Source organism: Agromyces aurantiacus, from assembly GCF_016907355.1.
Taxonomy (GTDB): Bacteria; Actinomycetota; Actinomycetes; order Actinomycetales; family Microbacteriaceae; genus Agromyces; species Agromyces aurantiacus.
This window is the reverse complement of the sequence record NZ_JAFBBW010000001.1, coordinates 2330880-2349656: the sequence shown is the minus strand read 5'-3', so window position 1 is coordinate 2349656 and position 18777 is coordinate 2330880. Positions and strand designations below refer to the sequence as shown.

The 18777-nt window shown below is 70.2% G+C and carries 20 protein-coding genes; 13 read left to right on the top strand and 7 right to left on the bottom strand.

Going from position 1 to position 18777, the window contains the following annotated elements; translation table 11 throughout:
• Positions 1-67 precede the first annotated feature (67 nt).
• The 3 genes from JOD46_RS11140 to JOD46_RS11130 are packed head-to-tail and all read left to right on the top strand — an operon-like array spanning position 68 to position 3316.
• Positions 68-511 (top strand): helix-turn-helix transcriptional regulator, encoded by a 444-nt coding sequence (locus JOD46_RS11140; RefSeq protein ID WP_307835005.1) that lies wholly within the window; start codon positions 68-70, stop codon positions 509-511.
• Positions 512-521: 10 nt separating this feature from the next.
• Positions 522-932 (top strand): VOC family protein, encoded by a 411-nt coding sequence (locus JOD46_RS11135; RefSeq protein WP_204394269.1) that lies wholly within the window; start codon positions 522-524, stop codon positions 930-932.
• Positions 933-937: 5 nt separating this feature from the next.
• Entirely contained in the window at positions 938-3316 is a 2379-nt protein-coding gene (locus tag JOD46_RS11130; protein ID WP_204394267.1) for an ATP-binding cassette domain-containing protein, read from the top strand.
• Positions 3317-3335: 19 nt separating this feature from the next.
• On the opposite strand, the gene JOD46_RS11125 is transcribed toward JOD46_RS11130, so the two are convergent.
• Positions 3336-3905: a hypothetical protein gene (locus JOD46_RS11125; RefSeq protein WP_204394265.1), complete on the bottom strand. Its 570-nt coding sequence runs from the start codon at positions 3903-3905 to the stop codon at positions 3336-3338.
• Positions 3906-4038: 133 nt separating this feature from the next.
• On the opposite strand from JOD46_RS11125, the gene JOD46_RS11120 reads away from it, so the two are divergent.
• The 4 genes from JOD46_RS11120 (at position 4039) to JOD46_RS11105 (ending at position 7021) form a co-directional block, all read left to right on the top strand.
• The gene (locus JOD46_RS11120; RefSeq protein ID WP_204394263.1) at positions 4039-4458 is read left to right on the top strand and encodes a DUF1304 family protein; all 420 of its coding nucleotides are present in this window, start codon (positions 4039-4041) and stop codon (positions 4456-4458) included.
• Between the two features lie 24 nt (positions 4459-4482).
• Positions 4483-5376, top strand: a complete 894-nt coding sequence (locus tag JOD46_RS11115; protein ID WP_204394261.1) for a LysR family transcriptional regulator — start codon at positions 4483-4485, stop codon at positions 5374-5376.
• 138 nt (positions 5377-5514) lie between these two features.
• Entirely contained in the window at positions 5515-6069 is a 555-nt protein-coding gene (locus JOD46_RS11110; RefSeq protein WP_204394259.1) for a hypothetical protein, read from the top strand.
• Between the two features lie 109 nt (positions 6070-6178).
• A complete protein-coding gene (locus tag JOD46_RS11105) occupies positions 6179-7021 on the top strand; it encodes a LysM peptidoglycan-binding domain-containing protein (protein ID WP_204394257.1) in 843 nt (280 codons plus the stop codon).
• 183 nt (positions 7022-7204) lie between these two features.
• Here JOD46_RS11105 and JOD46_RS11100 read toward each other — a convergent pair whose 3' ends face one another.
• From JOD46_RS11100 to dhaK, 5 genes are all read right to left on the bottom strand, one after another.
• Entirely contained in the window at positions 7205-7786 is a 582-nt protein-coding gene (locus JOD46_RS11100; RefSeq protein ID WP_204394256.1) for a dihydrofolate reductase family protein, read from the bottom strand.
• Between the two features lie 87 nt (positions 7787-7873).
• Entirely contained in the window at positions 7874-8209 is a 336-nt protein-coding gene (locus tag JOD46_RS11095; RefSeq protein ID WP_204394254.1) for a hypothetical protein, read from the bottom strand.
• A gap of 73 nt (positions 8210-8282) precedes the next feature.
• Positions 8283-9020, bottom strand: a complete 738-nt coding sequence (gene dhaM / locus JOD46_RS11090; RefSeq protein ID WP_307835004.1) for a dihydroxyacetone kinase phosphoryl donor subunit DhaM — start codon at positions 9018-9020, stop codon at positions 8283-8285.
• On the bottom strand, positions 9013-9660 hold the full coding sequence (dhaL, locus tag JOD46_RS11085) for a dihydroxyacetone kinase subunit DhaL (RefSeq protein WP_204394252.1): 648 nt from the start codon (positions 9658-9660) through the stop codon (positions 9013-9015). The genes dhaM and dhaL overlap by 8 nt, the downstream gene beginning before the upstream one ends.
• 9 nt (positions 9661-9669) lie before the next feature.
• On the bottom strand, positions 9670-10671 hold the full coding sequence (gene dhaK / locus JOD46_RS11080; protein ID WP_204394250.1) for a dihydroxyacetone kinase subunit DhaK: 1002 nt from the start codon (positions 10669-10671) through the stop codon (positions 9670-9672).
• A 265-nt stretch (positions 10672-10936) separates the two neighbouring features.
• On the opposite strand from dhaK, the gene JOD46_RS11075 reads away from it, so the two are divergent.
• Positions 10937-11662, top strand: coding sequence for an MIP/aquaporin family protein (locus JOD46_RS11075; RefSeq protein ID WP_239563762.1), 726 nt, complete (start codon positions 10937-10939; stop codon positions 11660-11662).
• 113 nt (positions 11663-11775) lie between these two features.
• Positions 11776-13296 carry a glycerol kinase GlpK gene (gene glpK / locus JOD46_RS11070; protein WP_204394246.1) on the top strand — a complete coding sequence of 507 codons (1521 nt, stop codon included), beginning with the start codon at positions 11776-11778 and terminating at the stop codon, positions 13294-13296.
• A 92-nt stretch (positions 13297-13388) separates the two neighbouring features.
• Here the strand turns inward: glpK and trpD are convergent, their stop codons facing one another.
• Complete coding sequence (trpD, locus tag JOD46_RS11065) at positions 13389-14441, bottom strand: anthranilate phosphoribosyltransferase (protein ID WP_204394236.1); 1053 nt, start codon at positions 14439-14441, stop codon at positions 13389-13391.
• A gap of 131 nt (positions 14442-14572) precedes the next feature.
• Between trpD and ctaE the strand changes: the two genes are divergently transcribed.
• Genes ctaE through qcrB form a run of 4 tightly spaced genes read left to right on the top strand, consistent with a single transcriptional unit; the run spans position 14573 to position 18763 of the window.
• Positions 14573-15211, top strand: coding sequence for an aa3-type cytochrome oxidase subunit III (gene ctaE / locus JOD46_RS11060; RefSeq protein ID WP_204394235.1), 639 nt, complete (start codon positions 14573-14575; stop codon positions 15209-15211).
• Between the two features lie 51 nt (positions 15212-15262).
• Positions 15263-16054, top strand: a complete 792-nt coding sequence (qcrC, locus tag JOD46_RS11055; RefSeq protein ID WP_204394233.1) for a cytochrome bc1 complex diheme cytochrome c subunit — start codon at positions 15263-15265, stop codon at positions 16052-16054.
• Between the two features lie 31 nt (positions 16055-16085).
• Positions 16086-17162: a cytochrome bc1 complex Rieske iron-sulfur subunit gene (qcrA, locus tag JOD46_RS11050; RefSeq protein ID WP_204394231.1), complete on the top strand. Its 1077-nt coding sequence runs from the start codon at positions 16086-16088 to the stop codon at positions 17160-17162.
• A complete protein-coding gene (gene qcrB, locus JOD46_RS11045; RefSeq protein ID WP_204394229.1) occupies positions 17159-18763 on the top strand; it encodes a cytochrome bc1 complex cytochrome b subunit in 1605 nt (534 codons plus the stop codon). Before qcrA ends, qcrB begins: the two co-directional genes overlap by 4 nt.
• Positions 18764-18777: the final 14 nt, after the last annotated feature.

Sequence of the window (18777 nt, the reverse complement as noted above, 5' to 3'; positions counted from 1 at the left end):
ACGTTCGGCCTGCGCGCGGCGCGCAGGTCGGCTGGACAACCTCGGCGGGTCGTGGCACGATCACGCCGTGGCCAGCGGTCGACCCGACGAGCAGCGACTCCGCGATCTCGCCCGCCTGCGGCGGGTGCGCGATCGGATGGACCGCGAGTACGCCCGGCCGCTCGACGTCGACGCCCTCGCGCGCGGCGTCAACATGTCGGCGGGCCACCTCAGCCGCCAGTTCCGGGAGGCGTACGGCGAGTCGCCCTACTCGTACCTCATGACACGCCGCATTGAGCGGGCGATGGCCCTGCTCCAGCGCGGCGACCTCAGCGTCACCGACGTGTGCTTCGCGGTGGGGTGCTCCTCACTCGGCACGTTCAGCACGCGGTTCACCGAGCTCGTGGGCGTCTCGCCGAGCGAGTACCGGCGTGCGGCGACGCATCCCCTCGAGGGCGTGCCCTCGGTGATGGCCAAGCGCGTCGCCCGGCCGGTCAGGAATCGAGAAGCGGCGACGGACCGTCGTGACTAGCGTGTCGAGCATGGACATCACGATTCAGTACACGTTCCTGCCGCACACCGACCCCGAGGCGTCGCTTTCGTTCTACCGCGACACGCTGGGCTTCGAGGTCCGCAACGACGTCGGATACGACGGGATGCGCTGGATCACGGTCGGCCCCGCGGGCCAGCCCGGCACCTCCGTCGTGCTGCACCCGCCGACGGCCGACCCGGGCGTGACCGACGAGGAGCGGCGGGTGATCGCCGAGATGATGGCCAAGGGCACCTACGCCAGCATCGTGCTCGCGACCCACGACGTCGACGACGTGTTCGAGCAGGTCCAGGCGAGCGGAGCGGAGGTCGCGCAGGAGCCGATCGACCAGCCGTTCGGGGTGCGGGACTGCGCCTTCCGGGACCCGGCGGGCAACATGGTCCGCATCCAGGAGCCGCGCTGATCACGATGACGAGCAGCCCCGAACCGGCCATCACCGCCGCCCATCCCGCCGACCTCCACGACCTCATCCGCGTGCAGGGCGCGCGCGAGAACAACCTCAAGGACGTCACGGTCGAGATCCCGAAGCGCCGGCTGACCGTCTTCACGGGCGTGTCGGGGTCGGGCAAGAGCTCGCTCGTGTTCGACACCATCGCCGCCGAGTCGCAGCGGCTCATCAACGAGACGTACAGCGCGTTCGTGCAGGGATTCATGCCCTCGCTGGCGCGGCCCGACGTCGACGTGCTCGAGGGGCTGACCACCGCGATCCTCGTGGACCAGGAGCGGATGGGCGCGAACGCGCGCTCCACGGTCGGCACCGCGACCGACGCGAACGCGATGCTGCGGATCCTCTTCAGCCGGCTGGGCCGGCCGCACATCGGATCACCGCAGGCGTTCTCGTTCAACATCCCGTCGGTCACCGGCAGCGGATCGATCACGATCGAGCGCGGCGCGTCGAGCGAATCGCTCGAGCGCACGTTCACCCAGCTCGGCGGCATGTGCCCCCGGTGCGAGGGCATGGGCACGGTGTCCGACCTCGACCTGGCCGAGCTCTTCGACGAGACCCGGTCGCTCGCCGAGGGCGCGATCACCATCCCCGGGTACACGGCCGACGGCTGGAGCACGAAGATCATCGGCGCGGTGGTCCCCGTCGACGTCCCCATCGCGAGCTTCACCGACGAGCAACGGCACGACTTCCTCTACGCCGAACCCCGCAAGGTCAAGGTGAACGGCATCAACCTCACCTACGAGGGGCTCGTGCCGAAGATCCAGAAGTCGATGCTGTCGAAGGACGTCGAGGCGATGCAGCCGCACATCCGCGCGTTCGTGGAACGCGCCGTGACGTTCGCACCGTGCCCCGAGTGCGGCGGCACGCGCCTGAACGCGCCGGCGCGATCCTCGACGATCGACGGCGTGAGCATCGCCGACGCGTGCGCCATGCAGATCAGCGATCTCGCCGCGTGGGTGCGGGGGCTCGACGAGCCGTCCGTCGCGCCGCTCCTCGCCGGGCTCCGGCAGATCCTCGACTCGTTCGTCGAGGTCGGCCTCGGGTACCTCTCGCTCGACCGGTCCTCGGGCACGCTCTCGGGCGGCGAGGCGCAGCGCACCAAGATGATCCGCCACCTCGGGTCGTCGCTGACGGATGTCACGTACGTGTTCGACGAGCCCACCGTCGGGCTGCACCCGCACGACATCCAGCGCATGAACGGGCTGCTGCTGCGGCTGCGCGACAAGGGCAACACCGTGCTCGTCGTCGAGCACAAGCCCGAGGCGATCGCGATCGCCGACCACGTCGTCGACCTCGGTCCGGGCGCGGGCGGAGCCGGCGGCACGATCTGCTTCGAGGGCACGGTCGTGGGGCTGCGCGCGAGCGGCACGCTCACCGGGCGCCATCTCGACGACCGCGCCCGCCTGAAGCCGAGCGTCCGGACAGCCACCGGCGCGCTCCAGGTGCGCGGGGCGAACGAGAACAACCTCCGCGACGTCGATGTCGACATCCCGCTCGGCGTGCTCAGCGTGATCACCGGCGTGGCCGGGTCGGGGAAGAGCTCGCTCATCCACGGCTCGGTCTCCGGGCGCGACGGCGTTGTCTCGATCGACCAGGGCGCCATCCGCGGTTCGCGCCGCAGCAACCCGGCGACCTACACCGGGCTGCTCGAGCCGATCCGCAAGGCGTTCGCGAAGGCGAACGGGGTGAAGCCCGCGCTCTTCAGCGCGAACTCGGCGGGCGCGTGTCCGAACTGCAACGGGGCCGGCGTCGTCTACACCGACCTCGGACCCATGGCCACGGTCGCCACGACGTGCGAGGTGTGCGAGGGCCGGCGATTCGACGCCTCGGTGCTCGAGTACCGCCTCGGGGGCAAGGACATCAGCGAGGTGCTCGCGATGCCCGTGCTGGAGGCCGAGGCGTTCCTCGGCTCGGGGGAGGCGCGCGTTCCGGCGGCGCACGCCATCCTGCAGCGCCTCGCCGACGTGGGACTCGGCTACGTCTCGCTGGGGCAGCCGCTGACCACGTTGTCGGGCGGTGAGCGGCAGCGGCTGAAGCTCGCGACGCACCTGGGGGAGCGGGGCGGGGTGATCGTGCTGGACGAGCCCACCACCGGTCTGCACCTCGCCGACGTCGAGCAGCTGCTCGCGCTCCTGGACCGACTCGTGGATGCGGGCAAGACGGTCATCGTCATCGAGCACCACCAGGCCGTCATGGCGCACGCCGACTGGATCATCGACCTCGGCCCTGGCGCCGGCCACGACGGCGGGCGGATCGTGTTCGAGGGCACACCCACCGAGCTGGTCGCGGTGCGCTCGACCCTGACCGGGGAGCACCTGGCCGGCTACGTCGGGGCGTGACCGTGGTTCGGCCGCACGATCACGCCACCGCCGTCAGCCGCCACCACGACGCCGAGTCGCCTGCCGATGGCTCCAGCAGTCCCGGCTCCGCCAGCACCGCGTCGCGATGCAGCCCCGGAATCACCCGGTAGTGGATGGAGCCGGGAACGCAACCGAGTTCCAGAACCCGCCAGAGCGAGGTGGCGTACGCGGCCGCGCGGTCAGCGCCATCCCACTCGTACAGACCTCGATACACCCCCTGGGTATCATGCGTGCACCAGAGCTTCGACACGTACCCGGGGAAGCCGACGAACAGGGGAGTGTTGAGGAGGCTCTCGGCCTCGAAGAGGCGGTGCATCGCGCGTCCCCGGACCAGCCGCAGGCGGAAGGCGACCACGAGCACGCACGGTTCAGCAGGCGGGCGGCGCTCGAGGACCGTCTCGCGGTACACCGTCGTCACGCTGCCGTTCGCGAAGCGCAGCACCCGGCCGACGTTGCCGCGCGGCAGGTGCACGCGCCGACGCACCAACAGGCCGACGCTCGTCCGCACGCATCGGGCGACCGCCCGCCACGCGGACCCCCTGGCCGCCGGTCCCTGCTCGTTCGACATGGTCACATCCTCCGTCCATGCTCGACGCCCGCCCGCCCACCAGCCCAGAGACCTTCGACCCGGCGCACGCGACATCCGCATGTGTTCGCATCGACGGGTGCGGCAGGCGACGGCGGAGACGAGAATGCGGCGCATGAATCCCGTGGCCCAGGTGCTCGCCGCGCTCGAGGCGCTCACGCTCATCGTGATCGGCCTGCTCGAGACGTTCTTCTCCCGCTCGGCCGAGCTGTACCCGATCTTCCTCATCGAACCCGACGAGTACGACGCGGTTGCGCTCTGGACGCGCAACGTGGGCGTCTACAACATGCTGATGGGGATCGCGATCGTCGTCGGGCTCGTCCTCGTCCATCGTTCCGGCCGGCAGGCGGGCCGCGCGATCATCCTCACGGTCTGCGCCATGCACGTCGTGCTGGGCGTCTCCCTCGTGGTCACGGCGCCCGAACTGTGGCTCTCGGCCGTGTTCGAGTTCGGACTCGCGCTCGCCGTGATCGTGGCGATCGTCATCGGGGACCGTCGCGCGTCGACTTCCGCGGCGCAGCCCACGAGTGGATGATGGGTACGACCGCTGGGGGGCCCGATGGAGCTGCGACACCTGCGATGGTTCATCGCGGTGGTCGAGGCGGGCTCGCTGTCGTCAGCGGCTCGAAGCGGGCATATCACGCAGCCGGCCCTCAGCGTGATGATCGCCCAGCTCGAGCGCGATCTCGGGGCGCGGCTCCTCGAACGGAGCCGTGACGGGGTGCAGCCGACGTCGGCCGGCTCCGCGGTGCTCGAGATCGCGCGGCGGATGGTCGACGACGCCGAGCTCGTCGAGGCCGCGGCGCGAGCGGGCGGCGACCGCGTCGACGAGGTGCGCCTCGCGATCGCCGACCCCGGCCTCCTGCCGCTCGTCGCGGGCGCCGTCGCGGCCGCCGGCATCGCCGGCGTGCCCGTGAAGCTCGTCGTCGGGCGCCACCGCCCCTGGGAGGTGGACGCGGTGCTCAACCGGAGCGTCCATCTCGCCGTCGTCACGTCACCGATCCTCGATCGACGGGTGCGCACCGCGCCGCTGACCGCCGAGCGGCGCGGCATCCTCGTGGGCCCGCGCAACGAGCTGTTCGACGCGTCCGATCTCGACGTCACCTTCGAGCTGCTGGCGCGGCACGCCGCGATCGACCCGGTCGACACCCCGGAAGCGTGGACCGACGAGTGGGCCTACCGGCCGCAGATGAACGGGGAGCGGATGCGGCAGGCGGGGCCGCCGGTCGACTCGATGACCGCGACCTTCCTCTCCTCGCTGACGACCGAGGCCGTCGCCTTCGTGCCGCGCCAGATCGGGATGATCGGCCAGGCGATGGGGCTGCGCTACCTCGAGCCGCGCGACGGGCCGCCGTGCGAGCACCTGATGGCGTGGCGACCGCCGCTGTCGGCGTCCGCCGGATTGCTGCTGGCGGCCGCGACGGCGTCCGCGCCCGGCGCCCCGCCGGCGTGACCGCCGGTGGAGCTCGCCATTCCGATCCGTTATGGCAGGATCCCTCGACCGGATTGCCCGGCCCGGTCGCGGCCGCGCACGATGTGCTTGGCGCGCCGCCGACCGGATGTCGGCGCCGCCGCGACAAGGGGGACGACCATGAACAGACCGAACCAGCCGCCGATCCGCCGCGGTGCCGCGATCACGGGGGCCCTGGCCTTCGCAGCCGCCCTCGCGCTGCTCGCGGCGACACCCGCGAACGCCGCACCCGGCAACGGCAACCGCGTCGACATCGGCGATCACGACGGCATCGTCGTCGCGACCTGCGCCGACGGGGGAGTCGTCAGCGGCCCGCTCGACGGCTCGGCGTCGTTCCACGAGACCTTCGACCGGGAGGGCGACCTCGTCTCCCTCGCCATCGCGATGGAGTACAAGATGACCTGGACACTGTCGACCACGGGGGAGACGCTCTCACCGCACGGCACCCGGCGACTGCTCATCGAGTTCGACGAGGGCACGATCACCGACACCGGCAACTACCGCAAGCTGACGATCGCCGGAGAGGGCGCCGTGCTCAACTACGCGGGCATCTCGATCTTCGACTTCGCGACCGGCGAGACGCTCTACCACCGGGGGCCCGACGTCGCCGACTCGGAGGACGTCGAGGCGAGCAACGACCTCGTCTGCGGGCTCTACGGCCTCGACGGCGCGTGAGTGGGGCCCGCACCGCCTGACGCGCGGGCGGATCCGGGGAGCGGAGGAAGTTCTCCACATCTTCCGCACGCTCGCGCCGACGGGGGAGCGGCGGCGATAGGGTGCGGCCATGAGGCCGATGAGGACCGCGCGACGACGCACCGGAGCACTCGCGCTCGCCGTCGCGCTCGCCGGGTCGATGGGAGCGTGCGCGGTCGGCGGCGACTCGGCCGTTCGCGTATCGCCGACCGCAGTGGCGTCAGCGGCGCCCGAGCGCGGGCCGGCGATCGACACCGAGCCGGATGACGCCGCCGGTCTGTCCGATCTCACACCGGGAACGCTGATCGCCTCAGGCGAGTTCGACGGACGCGGCACGACCGGGCGGATCGAGATCCGGGCGAATGGAGAAGACCACGGATTCGAGATCGCCCTGGCCGACGTGACGCCCGCTCCGGCGGCCGGCATGTCGCTGGAGCTCAACGCGCTGCCGGTCACGGCGAGCGACGCCGAGCTGCAGCAGGGATTCAGCTACTACCGGTACGACGCCCTCGCGACGTCGCCGGACCAGGCTTTCTCGACGCCCGGCCCGGGGTACGGCGGCTTCGAGACGAGCGACCCGACCTACCTGAGGACGGCCGTGATCTGGGCCGCTCCGGAGGGCGCCTCGATCGGCCTCGGGAGCGTCGTCGCGACGGCGGAGTTGGCCTGGAGCCTTCCGGATCTCGGGCCGTCGCCCGATCTCATCGACCTCGGGGACGCGACCGGCGCTCGCGGCGAGGTCGGCACCTCTCGCGAGGGCGTGCCCGTGAACTACCGCGTCGCGCCCGGCGACACCATCGACGGGATCGGCACGCGATTCGGCCTCACGATGGACCAGCTCGCGTGGCTGAACCCGGATCGGTCTCCGGGGCGCCTCGTGCTCGCCGGCATCACGCTGAACCTGTCGGCGGAGTCGCGCGGGCTCCGGTGGTGACCAGACGCCGTCGCTGCGGTGCGCTCACTCGATGGAGACCTTGCGTCGCTCCAGTTCGAGCAGCGCCTCGGTCGCCGCGGTAACGCCGATAATGCACATTATGTCGGTTCAGCTGGCGAACCGCTCCCGATTCCGCTGGCCCGAGCCGTCGAACCCGGCGTCGACACCCCCGCGTGATCCAGGTCACCGGCGCACCGGATATCGCAGGTGGAGCACCCGGTGCCCCTGTATCACCTCGGCGGGATCCTCCAGCAGGTGCTGCACATCGACCGACCCGAAATACCGCTTGCCGGAACCGAATACGACAGGCACGACATCCATGCGCACCTCGTCGACCAGGCCCGCCGCAAGCGCCTGGCCACCGACGTCGCCCGCGGCGACCTCCACGAACCGGTCACCCGCGAGCTCCTGCGCCGCGGCCACAGCCGCCTCGATGCCCTCGACGAAGTCGAACGGCGCCGCTGGGTCCCACCCCTCGGGCGGCGGACGATGCGTCACGACGATCACGTGGTCGACCCCGCTCGGTGGTGTGCCGTCCCACCCATCGGTCAGGTCGAAGACGTGACGGCCCGCGATCGTCACCGCGATCCGATCCCAGTACGCCCGGACATACTCGGCAGACGTTTGCGACACCTTGAGCAAGCCACTCTCATCCAGTGGGACGTCACCGCTCGTCAACCAGTCGAACAGCGGTCCTGGCTGGTCGTGTTCATCCGCGATGAAGCCGTCCACCGACACCGAGCCGTACACGACCACCCTGCCCATGGTGCTCCCCTGCGCCCGACGGATCTGCCTGGGCCGCGCAGCGACTGCATCGTGAAGTCACTTCACGATGCAGTCACGCACGGATGATCAGGCCTGCTTCTCAGCGCGGCGTCGCTGCTTCTCGACGCGATCCTCGCTCGCCGGCATGCCGAACTCGTTCAGTGGACCGCTCGCCGCCCGCTCCGGCAGGCGCTCATCGGTCGGGCATTCGAGCAGCACGTTCGAGGTGGACTCGTCGATGCGGTGCTCGAACATCGGGTGCCCGCAGATCGGGCACGGCTTCTCCCCCAGCTGACTGCGGTCATCTGGGCCTTCCGGGGCCACTTGCGGCGACTCGAACGCGGGACTCAGGGTCCGATCCACCCGGTCGAAGAACCGGGTGAACGCGTTGCGAGCGTCTGGGCCCGCCTCTTCGCGTGCCATGGCGCCGATCGTACTCCCGCCGCTCCACACAGCGCGAGCAATCAATTGGAGAGTCCGACTATCCGTTCTGCGCTCAATGCTCCCCGAAGCCGGATTCGGCCAGGTCGGCGATCGCGTCGACCGCAGCCTCGGCGTCGGGTGCGTCGCTCGCGATCTCGACCTCGTCGCCCCGGACCAGCCCCATCGCCATGATCGAGAGCAGGCTCTTCGCATCGGTGCCGTTGACGGTGACCCGCTGCGGGAACGTACTCGCGAGCTTGACGAGCTCGGCGGCGGGCCGGGCGTGCAACCCGTCGGCATTGCGCAGCACGACGCGCCGGCTGAAGCGCGGGGACCCCGGCCCCGGTTCCCCTCCCCCGGGCTCCACGAACGGCTGCATTCCCCCGGCACCGGGTGCGGCGCGCGAGGCCCCACCCGCGGCGGTCTCGGCGGCTCGCAGCACGTCGTCGAGCGAGTCTCCGGCCTCGGCGGCGACGGATGCCGCGACCCCGCCCTCGACGAGCGGCGCATCCGCGATGCGCACGCGCTCGCGCTGCTCGTCGTCCAGGAACTCGAGCGCCGTCTCGGTGGTGAGGATGGCCGAGCCCAGGTCGCACAGCACGACCACGCCCGCGCCGCCGTCGGCCGTGCCGATCGCCGTCGAGACCAGGTCGAAGCTCGTGCCGATCCGTCCGTCGTCGGTGCCGCCGGCGGGTTCCAGGCGGACCGTCGGCGCCATCTGGCGGGCGAGCTCGACCAGGCCGTCGGCGAGTCGCTTCGAGTGCGAGACGAACACGATGCCGACGCGGGCGTCGGCCCCCGCGTCAGGCACTGGTTCCGTTCGTCGCGGCCGCCGCCGCGGCCTCGAGCAGGTACGCCGTCGACTGCGCTCCGGGATCCCGGTGCCCCGCCGACCGTTCCCCCAGGTAGCTCGCGCGACCCTTCCGGGCGACGAGCGGGATGGTCGCGTCGGAGCCCGCGGCGGCCGCCGACGCCGCCGCCTGCAGCGCCTCCGCGGCGGTCGAGCCGCCGTCGGCGGCGGCCCGCGCCGCGTCGACGGCGGGCGTCCACGCATCCACCATGGTCTTGTCGCCCGACTCGGCCTTGCCGCGGGCCACGATGCCGTCGCGTGCGGCGGCCAGCAGCGCCGCGACGCCGGCCGCGTCGATCGAGGTCGCCCCCGCCGACGCGCCGGACGCCCGCAGGTACGCCGTGCCGTAGAGCGGTCCGGCCGCGCCGCCCACCGTCGAGATCAGCGTCGTCGCCACGAGCTTGAGCACGTCGGCCGGGGTCGAGCCGGCCGGCAGGTCGTCGAGCTTCGGCAGCACGGCCTGGAAGCCGCGGTCCATGTTCTCGCCGTGGTCGCCGTCGCCGATCTCACGGTCGAGCGTGATGAGCTCGACGCGATGCTCCGACATCGATTCGGCACTGCGTCGGACCCAGTCGACCGCCCAGGTGATGTCCAGCCCCACCGCCGGCCCCTACCGGCCCCACCGCAGCGCGGCGGTGTGCACGGGGGCGTCCCACAGCTCGAGCATCTCGTCGTCGAGCTTCAGGACCGTGATCGAGAAGCCCTGCATCTCGAGCGAGGTGATGTAGTTGCCGACGAGCGAGCGCTCGATGCGGATGCCGCGCTCGGCGAGCACCTCGGCCGCGCGACGGTAGGCGATGTACAGCTCGATCGACGGCGTCCCGCCCATGCCGTTGACGAACAGCAGCACGCGATCGCCCGAGGAGAAGGGCAGGTCCTCCAGCACGGGCGTGATCAGGCGGTCCACCAGCGCGTCGGCGGGCTCGAGCTTGATGCGCTCGCGCCCCGGCTCGCCGTGGATGCCGATGCCGATCTCGACCTCGTCCTCGGCGAGCGTGAAGCTCGGCTCGCCGGCGTGCGGAACGGTGCACGGCGTGAGGGCCATGCCCATCGAACGCACGTTCGCGTTCACGCGCTCGGCGATCTCGGCGACCTGCTCCAGGGAGTCGCCGCGCTCGGCGGCCGCACCGGCGATCTTCTCGACGAGCACCGTGCCGCCGACGCCGCGTCGACCGGCCGTGTAGAGCGAGTCCTTCACGGCGACGTCGTCGTTCGTGACGACCGCGCGCACCTCGATGCCGTCGGCCGCGGCGAGATCGGCCGCGGTCTCGAAGTTGAGCACGTCGCCGGTGTAGTTCTTCACGATGTGCAGGACGCCCTTGCCGCCGTCGACGGCCTTCGTCGCGTTGAGGATGGGGTCGGGCGTGGGCGAGGTGAACACCGCGCCCGGAACGGCCGCGTCGAGCATCCCGTGGCCGACGTAGCCCGCGTGCAGGGGCTCGTGCCCGCTGCCGCCGCCCGACACGATGCCGACCTTGCCCGCCACCGGCGCGTCGGCGCGCACGACGTGGATCGGGTCGGTCGCGACCTTCACGAGGTCGGCGTGCGCGAGCGCGAAACCGGCGACGGACTCGTCGACGACTCGCTTGGGGTCGTTGATGATCTTCTTCACTGACGTCCCTTTCCCCTCGGCCGTCCGCGCCGGGCCCCTCGCACATCGACGCCGTGGCGGCACTCCCTCGCAAAACTACTCCCGCGCGCGGTGCGCATGAAAGGGCTCTCCCGAAAAGCGGAGCAGCCCTTCCGCGTGACTTCGCCACGCGAGTAGGGTGGGCGCCATCCGCCCCTGGGCGCCGCCCTCGGGCTCGGCGAAAGGATGGAAGGTCGACGTGGACAATCTCCCTGTCTTGATGCTGTCCGAACTCATCGGCACAGCCATGCTCGTGCTCCTCGGCTGCGGCGTCGTCGCGAACGTGGCCCTGGCGAAGACGAAGGGCTTCGGCGGCGGGTTCCTCATGGTGACGTTCGGCTGGGGCTTCGCGGTCTTCGCGGGTGTCATCGTCGCGTACGTCTCCGGCGCCCACATCAACCCGGCGGTCACGCTCGGGCTCGTGGCCAACGGCGCGACCGAGTTCGGCAATGCCGGCCTCGGCGTCACGGTCGCCGTGACGCCGCTGAGCGTGCTGGGGTACATCGTCGCCCAGCTGGCCGGCGCGATCATCGGCGCGGTCATCGTGTGGCTCGCCTACAAGCAGCACTTCGACGAGGAGCCCGACCCCGCTCCCAAGCTCGGCACGTTCTCGACGGGCCCCGGCATCCGCAACTACGCGTGGAACCTCGTCACCGAGATCATCGGCACGTTCGTCCTGGTCTTCGTCGTCATCGGCTTCGGTCGCCAGGGCGACCCCGGCGGCCTCGCCGCGCTCGGCGCGCTTCCCGTGGCCCTGCTCGTCGTCGGCATCGGCGTGTCGCTCGGTGGTCCGACGGGCTACGCGATCAACCCGGCTCGTGACCTCGGCCCGCGCATCGCGCACGCCTTCCTGCCGATCCGCGGCAAGGGCGGATCCGACTGGGCGTACTCCTGGGTCCCCGTGGTGGGCCCGATCATCGGCGGCCTGATCGCCGGGTGGGCGGCCATCCCGCTGCTGCCCATCGAGTTCTGACCCGTCGAGGGGCCGGTCGATCGACCGGCCCCTCGACCGTCCCGACGCGCTCCACCCGGGCGACGTCCGGGCACGAATCCCCAACCTGAAGCGACAGAGAGGACGCAACGGACATGGCGGACTACATCCTGGCGATCGACCAGGGCACGACCAGCACGCGAGCGATCATCTTCGACAAGAAGGGCTCGATCGTCTCGACCGGACAGCTCGAGCACGAGCAGATCTTCCCCAAGGCCGGATGGGTCGAGCACGACGCCCTGGAGATCTGGAACAACACGCGGGAGGTGATCGGCCAGGCGCTCGGCAAGGCCGACCTGACCCGGCACGACATCGCCGCGGTCGGCATCACCAACCAGCGCGAGACCGCGGTGGTCTGGGACCGGACGACCGGACAGCCCGTCTACAACGCGATCGTCTGGCAGGACACGCGGACGCAGCCCATCGTCGACCGGCTCGCGGCCGACGGCGGCGTCGAGCGCTTCAAGCAGGATGTCGGCCTGCCGCTCGCGACCTACTTCTCGGGCACCAAGATCGTGTGGATCCTCGAGAACGTCGAGGGTGCGCGCGAGAAGGCCGAGGCCGGCGACCTGCTGTTCGGCACGACCGACTGCTGGGTGCTCTGGAACCTCACCGGCGGCACCGACGGCGGCGTGCACGCGACGGATGTCACGAACGCGAGCCGCACGATGTTCATGGACCTCGCGACGCTCGACTGGCGTGACGACATCCTCGCGGCCTTCGGCGTTCCGCGCTCGATGATGCCGTCCATCCGGTCGTCCTCCGAGGTCTACGGAACCGTCGAGCCCTCGAGCCTGCTGCGCGAGGTCCCCGTGGCGGGCATCCTCGGCGACCAGCAGGCCGCGACGTTCGGCCAGGCCGCCTTCGACCCCGGCGAGTCGAAGAACACCTACGGCACGGGCAACTTCCTGATCTTCAACACGGGCGAGGAGATCGTCCACTCGAAGAACGGGCTGCTCACGACGCTCGGCTACAAGCTCGGCGACGACGCACCTCACTACGCGCTCGAGGGCGCGATCGCGGTCACGGGCTCGCTCGTGCAGTGGGTGCGCGACAACCTCGGGCTCATCTCCAACGCGGCCGAGATCGAGGAGCTCGCCAAGTCGGTCGAGGACAACGGCGGTGCCTACTTCGTGCCGGCGTTCTCGGGCCTGTTCGCGCCGTACTGGCGTCCGGACGCGCGCGGTGCGCTCGTGGGCCTGACGCGCTACGTGCACAAGGGGCACATCGCCAGGGCCGTCCTCGAGGCCACCGCGTTCCAGACCCGCGAGGTGCTCGACGCGGTCAACGCCGACTCGGGCGTCGACCTCACCGAGCTCAAGGTCGACGGCGGCATGATCGCGAACAACACGCTCATGCAGTTCCAAGCCGACATCCTCGGCGTGCCCGTGGTGCGCCCGGTGGTGGCGGAGACCACGGCACTCGGCGCGGCCTACGCGGCGGGCCTCGCGGTCGGCTTCTGGTCGAGCCTCGACGAGCTGCGCGAGAACTGGCAGGAGGACTCGCGCTGGGAGCCGAAGATGGAGCCCGCCGAGCGCGACCGCCAGATGCGGCTGTGGAAGAAGGCCGTCACGAAGACGTTCGACTGGGTCGACGACGACGTCTCGCACGGGTGACGACCGGATCCCACCGATCCGGCAGGACGGGCCTCGCGGCATCCGCGGGGCCCGTCCTCATGCGTCCGGCGCATGTGACGCGGCTGAGGGTCTCAGCGTCGCGTGGCCGCGACCCACTGCTCGAGCTTGCGTGCGGCCGCTCCGCTGTCGATCGCGCCCTCCGCGACGGCCATCTTCTCGTGGAACCGCTCGAGGATCGTGCGCTGCACCTGGCTCGGATCCTTCGCGAGCTCGAAGGCCACGAGTCCCGCGGCCGCGTTGAGCACCACGATGTCGCGGACCGGGCCGCGCGCGCCGGCGAGCACCTCGTGCACGATCGCCGCGTTGTGCGCGGCATCCCCGCCCTGCAGCTGCTCGATCGTCGCCCGCGGGATGCCGAGCTCGCGCGGGTCGAGGTCGTGCTCCTTCACGGTGCCGCGCGAGACCTCCCACACGTGGCTGTGGCCCGTGGTCGTCAGCTCGTCGAGGCCGTCGTCGCCGCGGAAGACCAGCGCGGTCGCGCCGCGCGTCTGGAAGACGCCGACGATGAGCGGGACGCGGTCGAGCTGGGCGACGCCGACGGCGGACGCCTCGGGCCGGGCCGGGTTGCAGAGCGGGCCGAGGAAGTTGAACACGGTGGGCACGCCGAGCTGCGCGCGGACGGGGCCGGCGTGCTTGAAACCGGGGTGGAACGCGGCAGCGAACGCGAAGGTGATGCCGACCTCGTCGAGCACCTCGGCCACGCGGTGGCCGGGCAGCGTCAGGTCGAGTCCGAGCGCGCCCAGCACGTCGGAGGATCCCGATGCGGAACTGGCCGCCTTGTTGCCGTGCTTGATCACCGGGACGCCGGCGGCGGCGCACACGACGGACGCCATGGTCGAGACGTTCACGGTGCCGAACCGGTCGCCGCCCGTGCCGACGATATCGAGGGCCATCGGGTCCACCGGGAGCTCGACCGCGTGCTCGAGGATCGCGTCGCGGAACCCGACGATCTCGTCGACCGTCTCGCCCTTCAGGCGCAGCGCGACGAGGAACGCCGCGAGCTGCGCCTCCGTCGCGGCGCCCGTCATGACCTGCTCCATGCACCACGCCGCATCCGACACGCTGAGGTCGTCGCCCTCGATCAGGGCGTTCAGGATCGCGGGCCAGCTGTGCGTCGGGGACATGCCACGATCCTATCCGCGTGGATTCGAGGCGGATTCACGGGGCTTCATCAGGCCCGCCGCAGGGTCCGGACAGGCCGGCCAACCTCGGAGAGCGCCGTGACGTCCAAAACTCGGGCCCGGTATCAGCCATAATGGGGAGCGTGACGAGCACCTCTTTGACGTATCAGGCGAGCGCGCCCGTGATCAAGCGCCCCAACACCGTGGCCGTGGGCACGATCGTGTGGCTCGGCAGCGAGGTCATGTTCTTCGCGGGACTCTTCGCGATCTACTTCACGCTGCGCTCGACGTCCCCCGACCTGTGGGCGTTCGAGGCGGACCGCCTGAACTTCCCGTTCTCCCTGACGAACACGATCATCCTCGTGGCCTCGTCGTTCACCTGCCAGTTCGGCGTGTTCGCCGCCGAGCGCAGCCAGCCGTACCGCACCGGGTGGAAGCCCACCCAGTGGGGCATGGTCGAGTGGTTCTTCCTCACCTATGCGATGGGCGCGATCTTCGTCGCCGGCCAGGTCTGGGAGTACGCGCAGCTGGTCTCCGAGGGCATCGCGATCGACTCGAACTCCTACGGGTCCGCGTTCTACCTGACCACCGGCTTCCACGGCCTGCACGTCACGGGTGGCCTGCTCGCGTTCCTGTTCGTCATCGGCCGCACCTTCGCGGTCAAGAACTTCGGTCACAAGGAAGCCACCAGCGCCATCGTCGTGTCCTACTACTGGCACTTCGTCGACGTGGTGTGGATCGGCCTCTTCCTCGTCATCTACGTCCTCAGGTAAGGCCGAGTCCAGGAGCGTCACCCCGCAATGCCCGTGAACAGGAAGAGATCAATGACCCGCTCGAAGCGACGCACCGGACGCCGGCACCCGCTCGCCACCGTCGCGCTGCTCGCGCTCGGCCTCGTGTTCACCGGCGGCGCCTACGCCGCCTTCAGCACGACCACGGCCCAGGCCGAGCCCTCCCCCACCTCGCAGCAGACCATCGAGGAGGGCAAGAAGCTCTTCCAGGCCAACTGCGCCACGTGCCACGGGCTCGAGGCGCAGGGCACGTCGGAGGGCCCCAGCCTCATCGGCGTGGGTGCCGCCGCAGTCGACTTCCAGGTCGGCACCGGCCGCATGCCCATGCAGATGCAGGGGCCGCAGGCGCAGGTCAAGCCCGTGCAGTTCACCGACGAGCAGGTCAAGCAGCTCGCGTACTACGTCGCGTCCCTCGGCCCCGGCCCCGACATCCCCGCCGACCACCTCGTCAACGGCGGCGGCGACGCGGCCAACGGCGCCGAGCTGTTCCGGGTCAACTGCGCGATGTGCCACAACGTCGCCGGCGCGGGCGGCGCGCTCACCGAGGGCAAGTACGCGCCCCCGCTCACCGAGGTCACGGGCGTGCACATCTACGAGGCCATGGTCACGGGCCCGCAGAACATGCCGGTCTTCAACGACCTGAACATCTCGCCCGAGGACAAGCGCGACATCATCACCTACCTGCAGTACGTCCAGGACAACCGTTCGCCCGGCGGCTTCGAGCTCGGCTCGCTCGGCCCCGTGGCGGAGGGCCTGTTCATCTGGATCTTCGGTCTCGGCGCCATCGTCGCGATCACCGTGTGGATCACGGCGAAGTCCAACTAGGGCCGCACCGAAGAAGCGAAGAAGGAGAACCATGGCACAGGACGACCACAGCGGCACCGAACTCGCCGCTGCCGACTCGTCGCACGCCGCGAACGTTCCCGCCGTCAAGACGGGCACCGCACTCATCCAGGCCGACGCGTTCGAGAACCCCGGGTTCCCGCCGCACCGCCCGCGCGTCACCGACGAGGACCCGAAGAAGGAGCGCCGGGCGCAGCGCACGGTCTACACGCTCTTCTACCTCTCGATCCTCGGCAGCGTGTGGGCCATCGCGGCGTACATGCTGTTCCCGATCGAGTCGAACGACGTCGGCCAGGTGCGCCTGAACAACATGTTCATCGGCCTCGGCGCGGCGCTCGCCCTGCTCGGCATCGGATTCGGCGCCGTCCACTGGGCGAAGTCGCTGATGGCCGACGTCGAGCTCGCCGACGAGCGCCACAAGATCGGCGGCAACGAGGTCGCGCGTGCCGGCGCCATCCAGGTCTTCCAGGACGCCGACCGCGAGTCCGGCTTCACGCGTCGTGCGGTCGTCCGCAACAGCCTCATCGGTGCCCTGCTGGTCTTCCCGCTGCCCGCCGTCGTGCTCTTCCGCGGCCTCGCACCGCAGGACCAGCACCCGGTCGAGCTGCTCAGCCACACCATGTGGAAGAAGGGCACGCGCCTCACGCTCGACCCGTCGGGCGTGGCCATCAAGGCGTCCGACGTCACGATCGGCAGTGCCTTCCATGTCATCCCCGAGGGTCTCGCCGAGCTCCACGAGGGCAAGCTCGAGGAGAAGGCCAAGGCCGCCGTGCTCCTCATGCGCCTCAACCCCGAGGAACTCAACGAGACCGAGGAGCGCAAGTCCTGGTCGTACGACGGCATCGTCGCGTACTCCAAGATCTGCACCCACGTGGGCTGCCCCGTCGCACTGTACGAGCAGCACACGCACCACCTGCTCTGCCCGTGCCACCAGTCGCAGTTCGACGTGGCCAACCACTGCGAGGTCATCTTCGGACCGGCCGCCCGGCCGCTGCCGCAGCTGCCCATCACGGTCGACGACGAGGGCTACCTCGTCGCGCAGAGCGACTTCACCGAACCCGTGGGCCCGAGCTTCTGGGAGCGTCATTGAGCACCGCAACCACCCGCGCACCGCAGCGCCGCACCTTCACCGCGGCGGCCTCGAACTACATCGATGAACGCACCAGCCTGTCGACGTTCGTCAAGGAGCTCGGCCGCAAGGCGTTCCCCGACCACTGGTCGTTCCTCCTCGGCGAGATCGCACTCTTCAGCTTCGTCGTCATCCTGATCACCGGCACGTTCCTGACGTTCTTCTTCCAGGCCTCGATGGCCGAGGTCGAGTACGCCGGCTCGTACGTGCCGCTCAAGGGCGTCGAGATGTCGGTCGCCATGGCATCGACGCTCGACATCTCGTTCGACATCCGCGGCGGCCTCTTCGTGCGCCAGATGCACCACTGGGCGGCGCTCATGTTCGTCGCCGCGATCGGCCTGCACATGCTGCGCATCTTCTTCACGGGTGCGTTCCGCAAGCCGCGCGAGCTGAACTGGGTCATCGGCTTCGTGATGTTCATCCTGGCCATGGGCGAGGGCTTCACCGGGTACTCGCTGCCCGACGACCTCCTCTCCGGCAACGGCCTGCGGATCATCGACGGCATGATCAAGGGCATCCCGCTCATCGGCACGTGGACCTCGTTCCTGCTCTTCGGCGGCGAGTTCCCGGGAACGGCGATCGTGGGTCGCCTCTACACGCTGCACATCCTGCTGCTGCCCCTCATCCTGCTCGCGCTCATCGCCGTGCACCTGCTGTTCGTGGTCGTGCACAAGCACACGCACTACGCGGCGCCCGGCCGCACGCAGATGAACGCGGTCGGCCCGCCCATCCTGCCGATCTACGCGGCGAAGGCCGGCGGATTCTTCTTCCTCGTCTTCGGTGTCCTCGCGCTCATCGCCTCGATGTTCACGATCAACCCGATCTGGAACTACGGTCCGTACGACCCGTCGCCCGTCTCGGCGGGGACGCAGCCCGACTGGTACATCGGCTTCGCCGACGGCGCGCTGCGCCTCATCCCGCCGGGCTGGGAGTTCGTGCTCTTCGACCGGACCTGGTCGTTCAACATCCTCGTGCCGCTGATCGGGCTCGGCCTGTTCATCGCCACGGTGCTGATCTACCCGTTCATCGAGGCGTGGGTCACGGGCGACAAGCGCGAGCACCACATCGCCGACCGTCCGCGCAACATGCCCACCCGGACGGCCATCGGCGCCGCCGGAGTGACGTTCTACGCGGTGCTCTGGGCCGCGGCGAGCTCCGACCTCATCGCCACGCACTTCATGCTGACGATGGAGGGCGTGATCCACACGCTCCAGGCGCTGCTGTTCCTCGGGCCGATCATCGCCTACTTCGTCACGAAGCGCGTCTGCATCGCGCTGCAGAAGAAGGACCGCGAGATCGTGCTGCACGGCTACGAGTCCGGCCGCATCGTGAAGCTGCCCGGCGGCGAGTTCATCGAGGTGCACCAGCCCCTCGACGAGTACGACCGCTGGCGCCTCGTCAGCTACGACACGTACGAGCCGCTCATGCTGCGTCCGAACGACCGCGGCAAGATCACCACGGGGCAGCGGCTCCGCGCGGGCATGTCGCGCTGGTTCTTCGAGGACCGCATCGCGCCGGTCACGAAGGGCGAGCTCGAGGCCTCGCACTCCAACCACCACTGATCTCCAGCACCGCG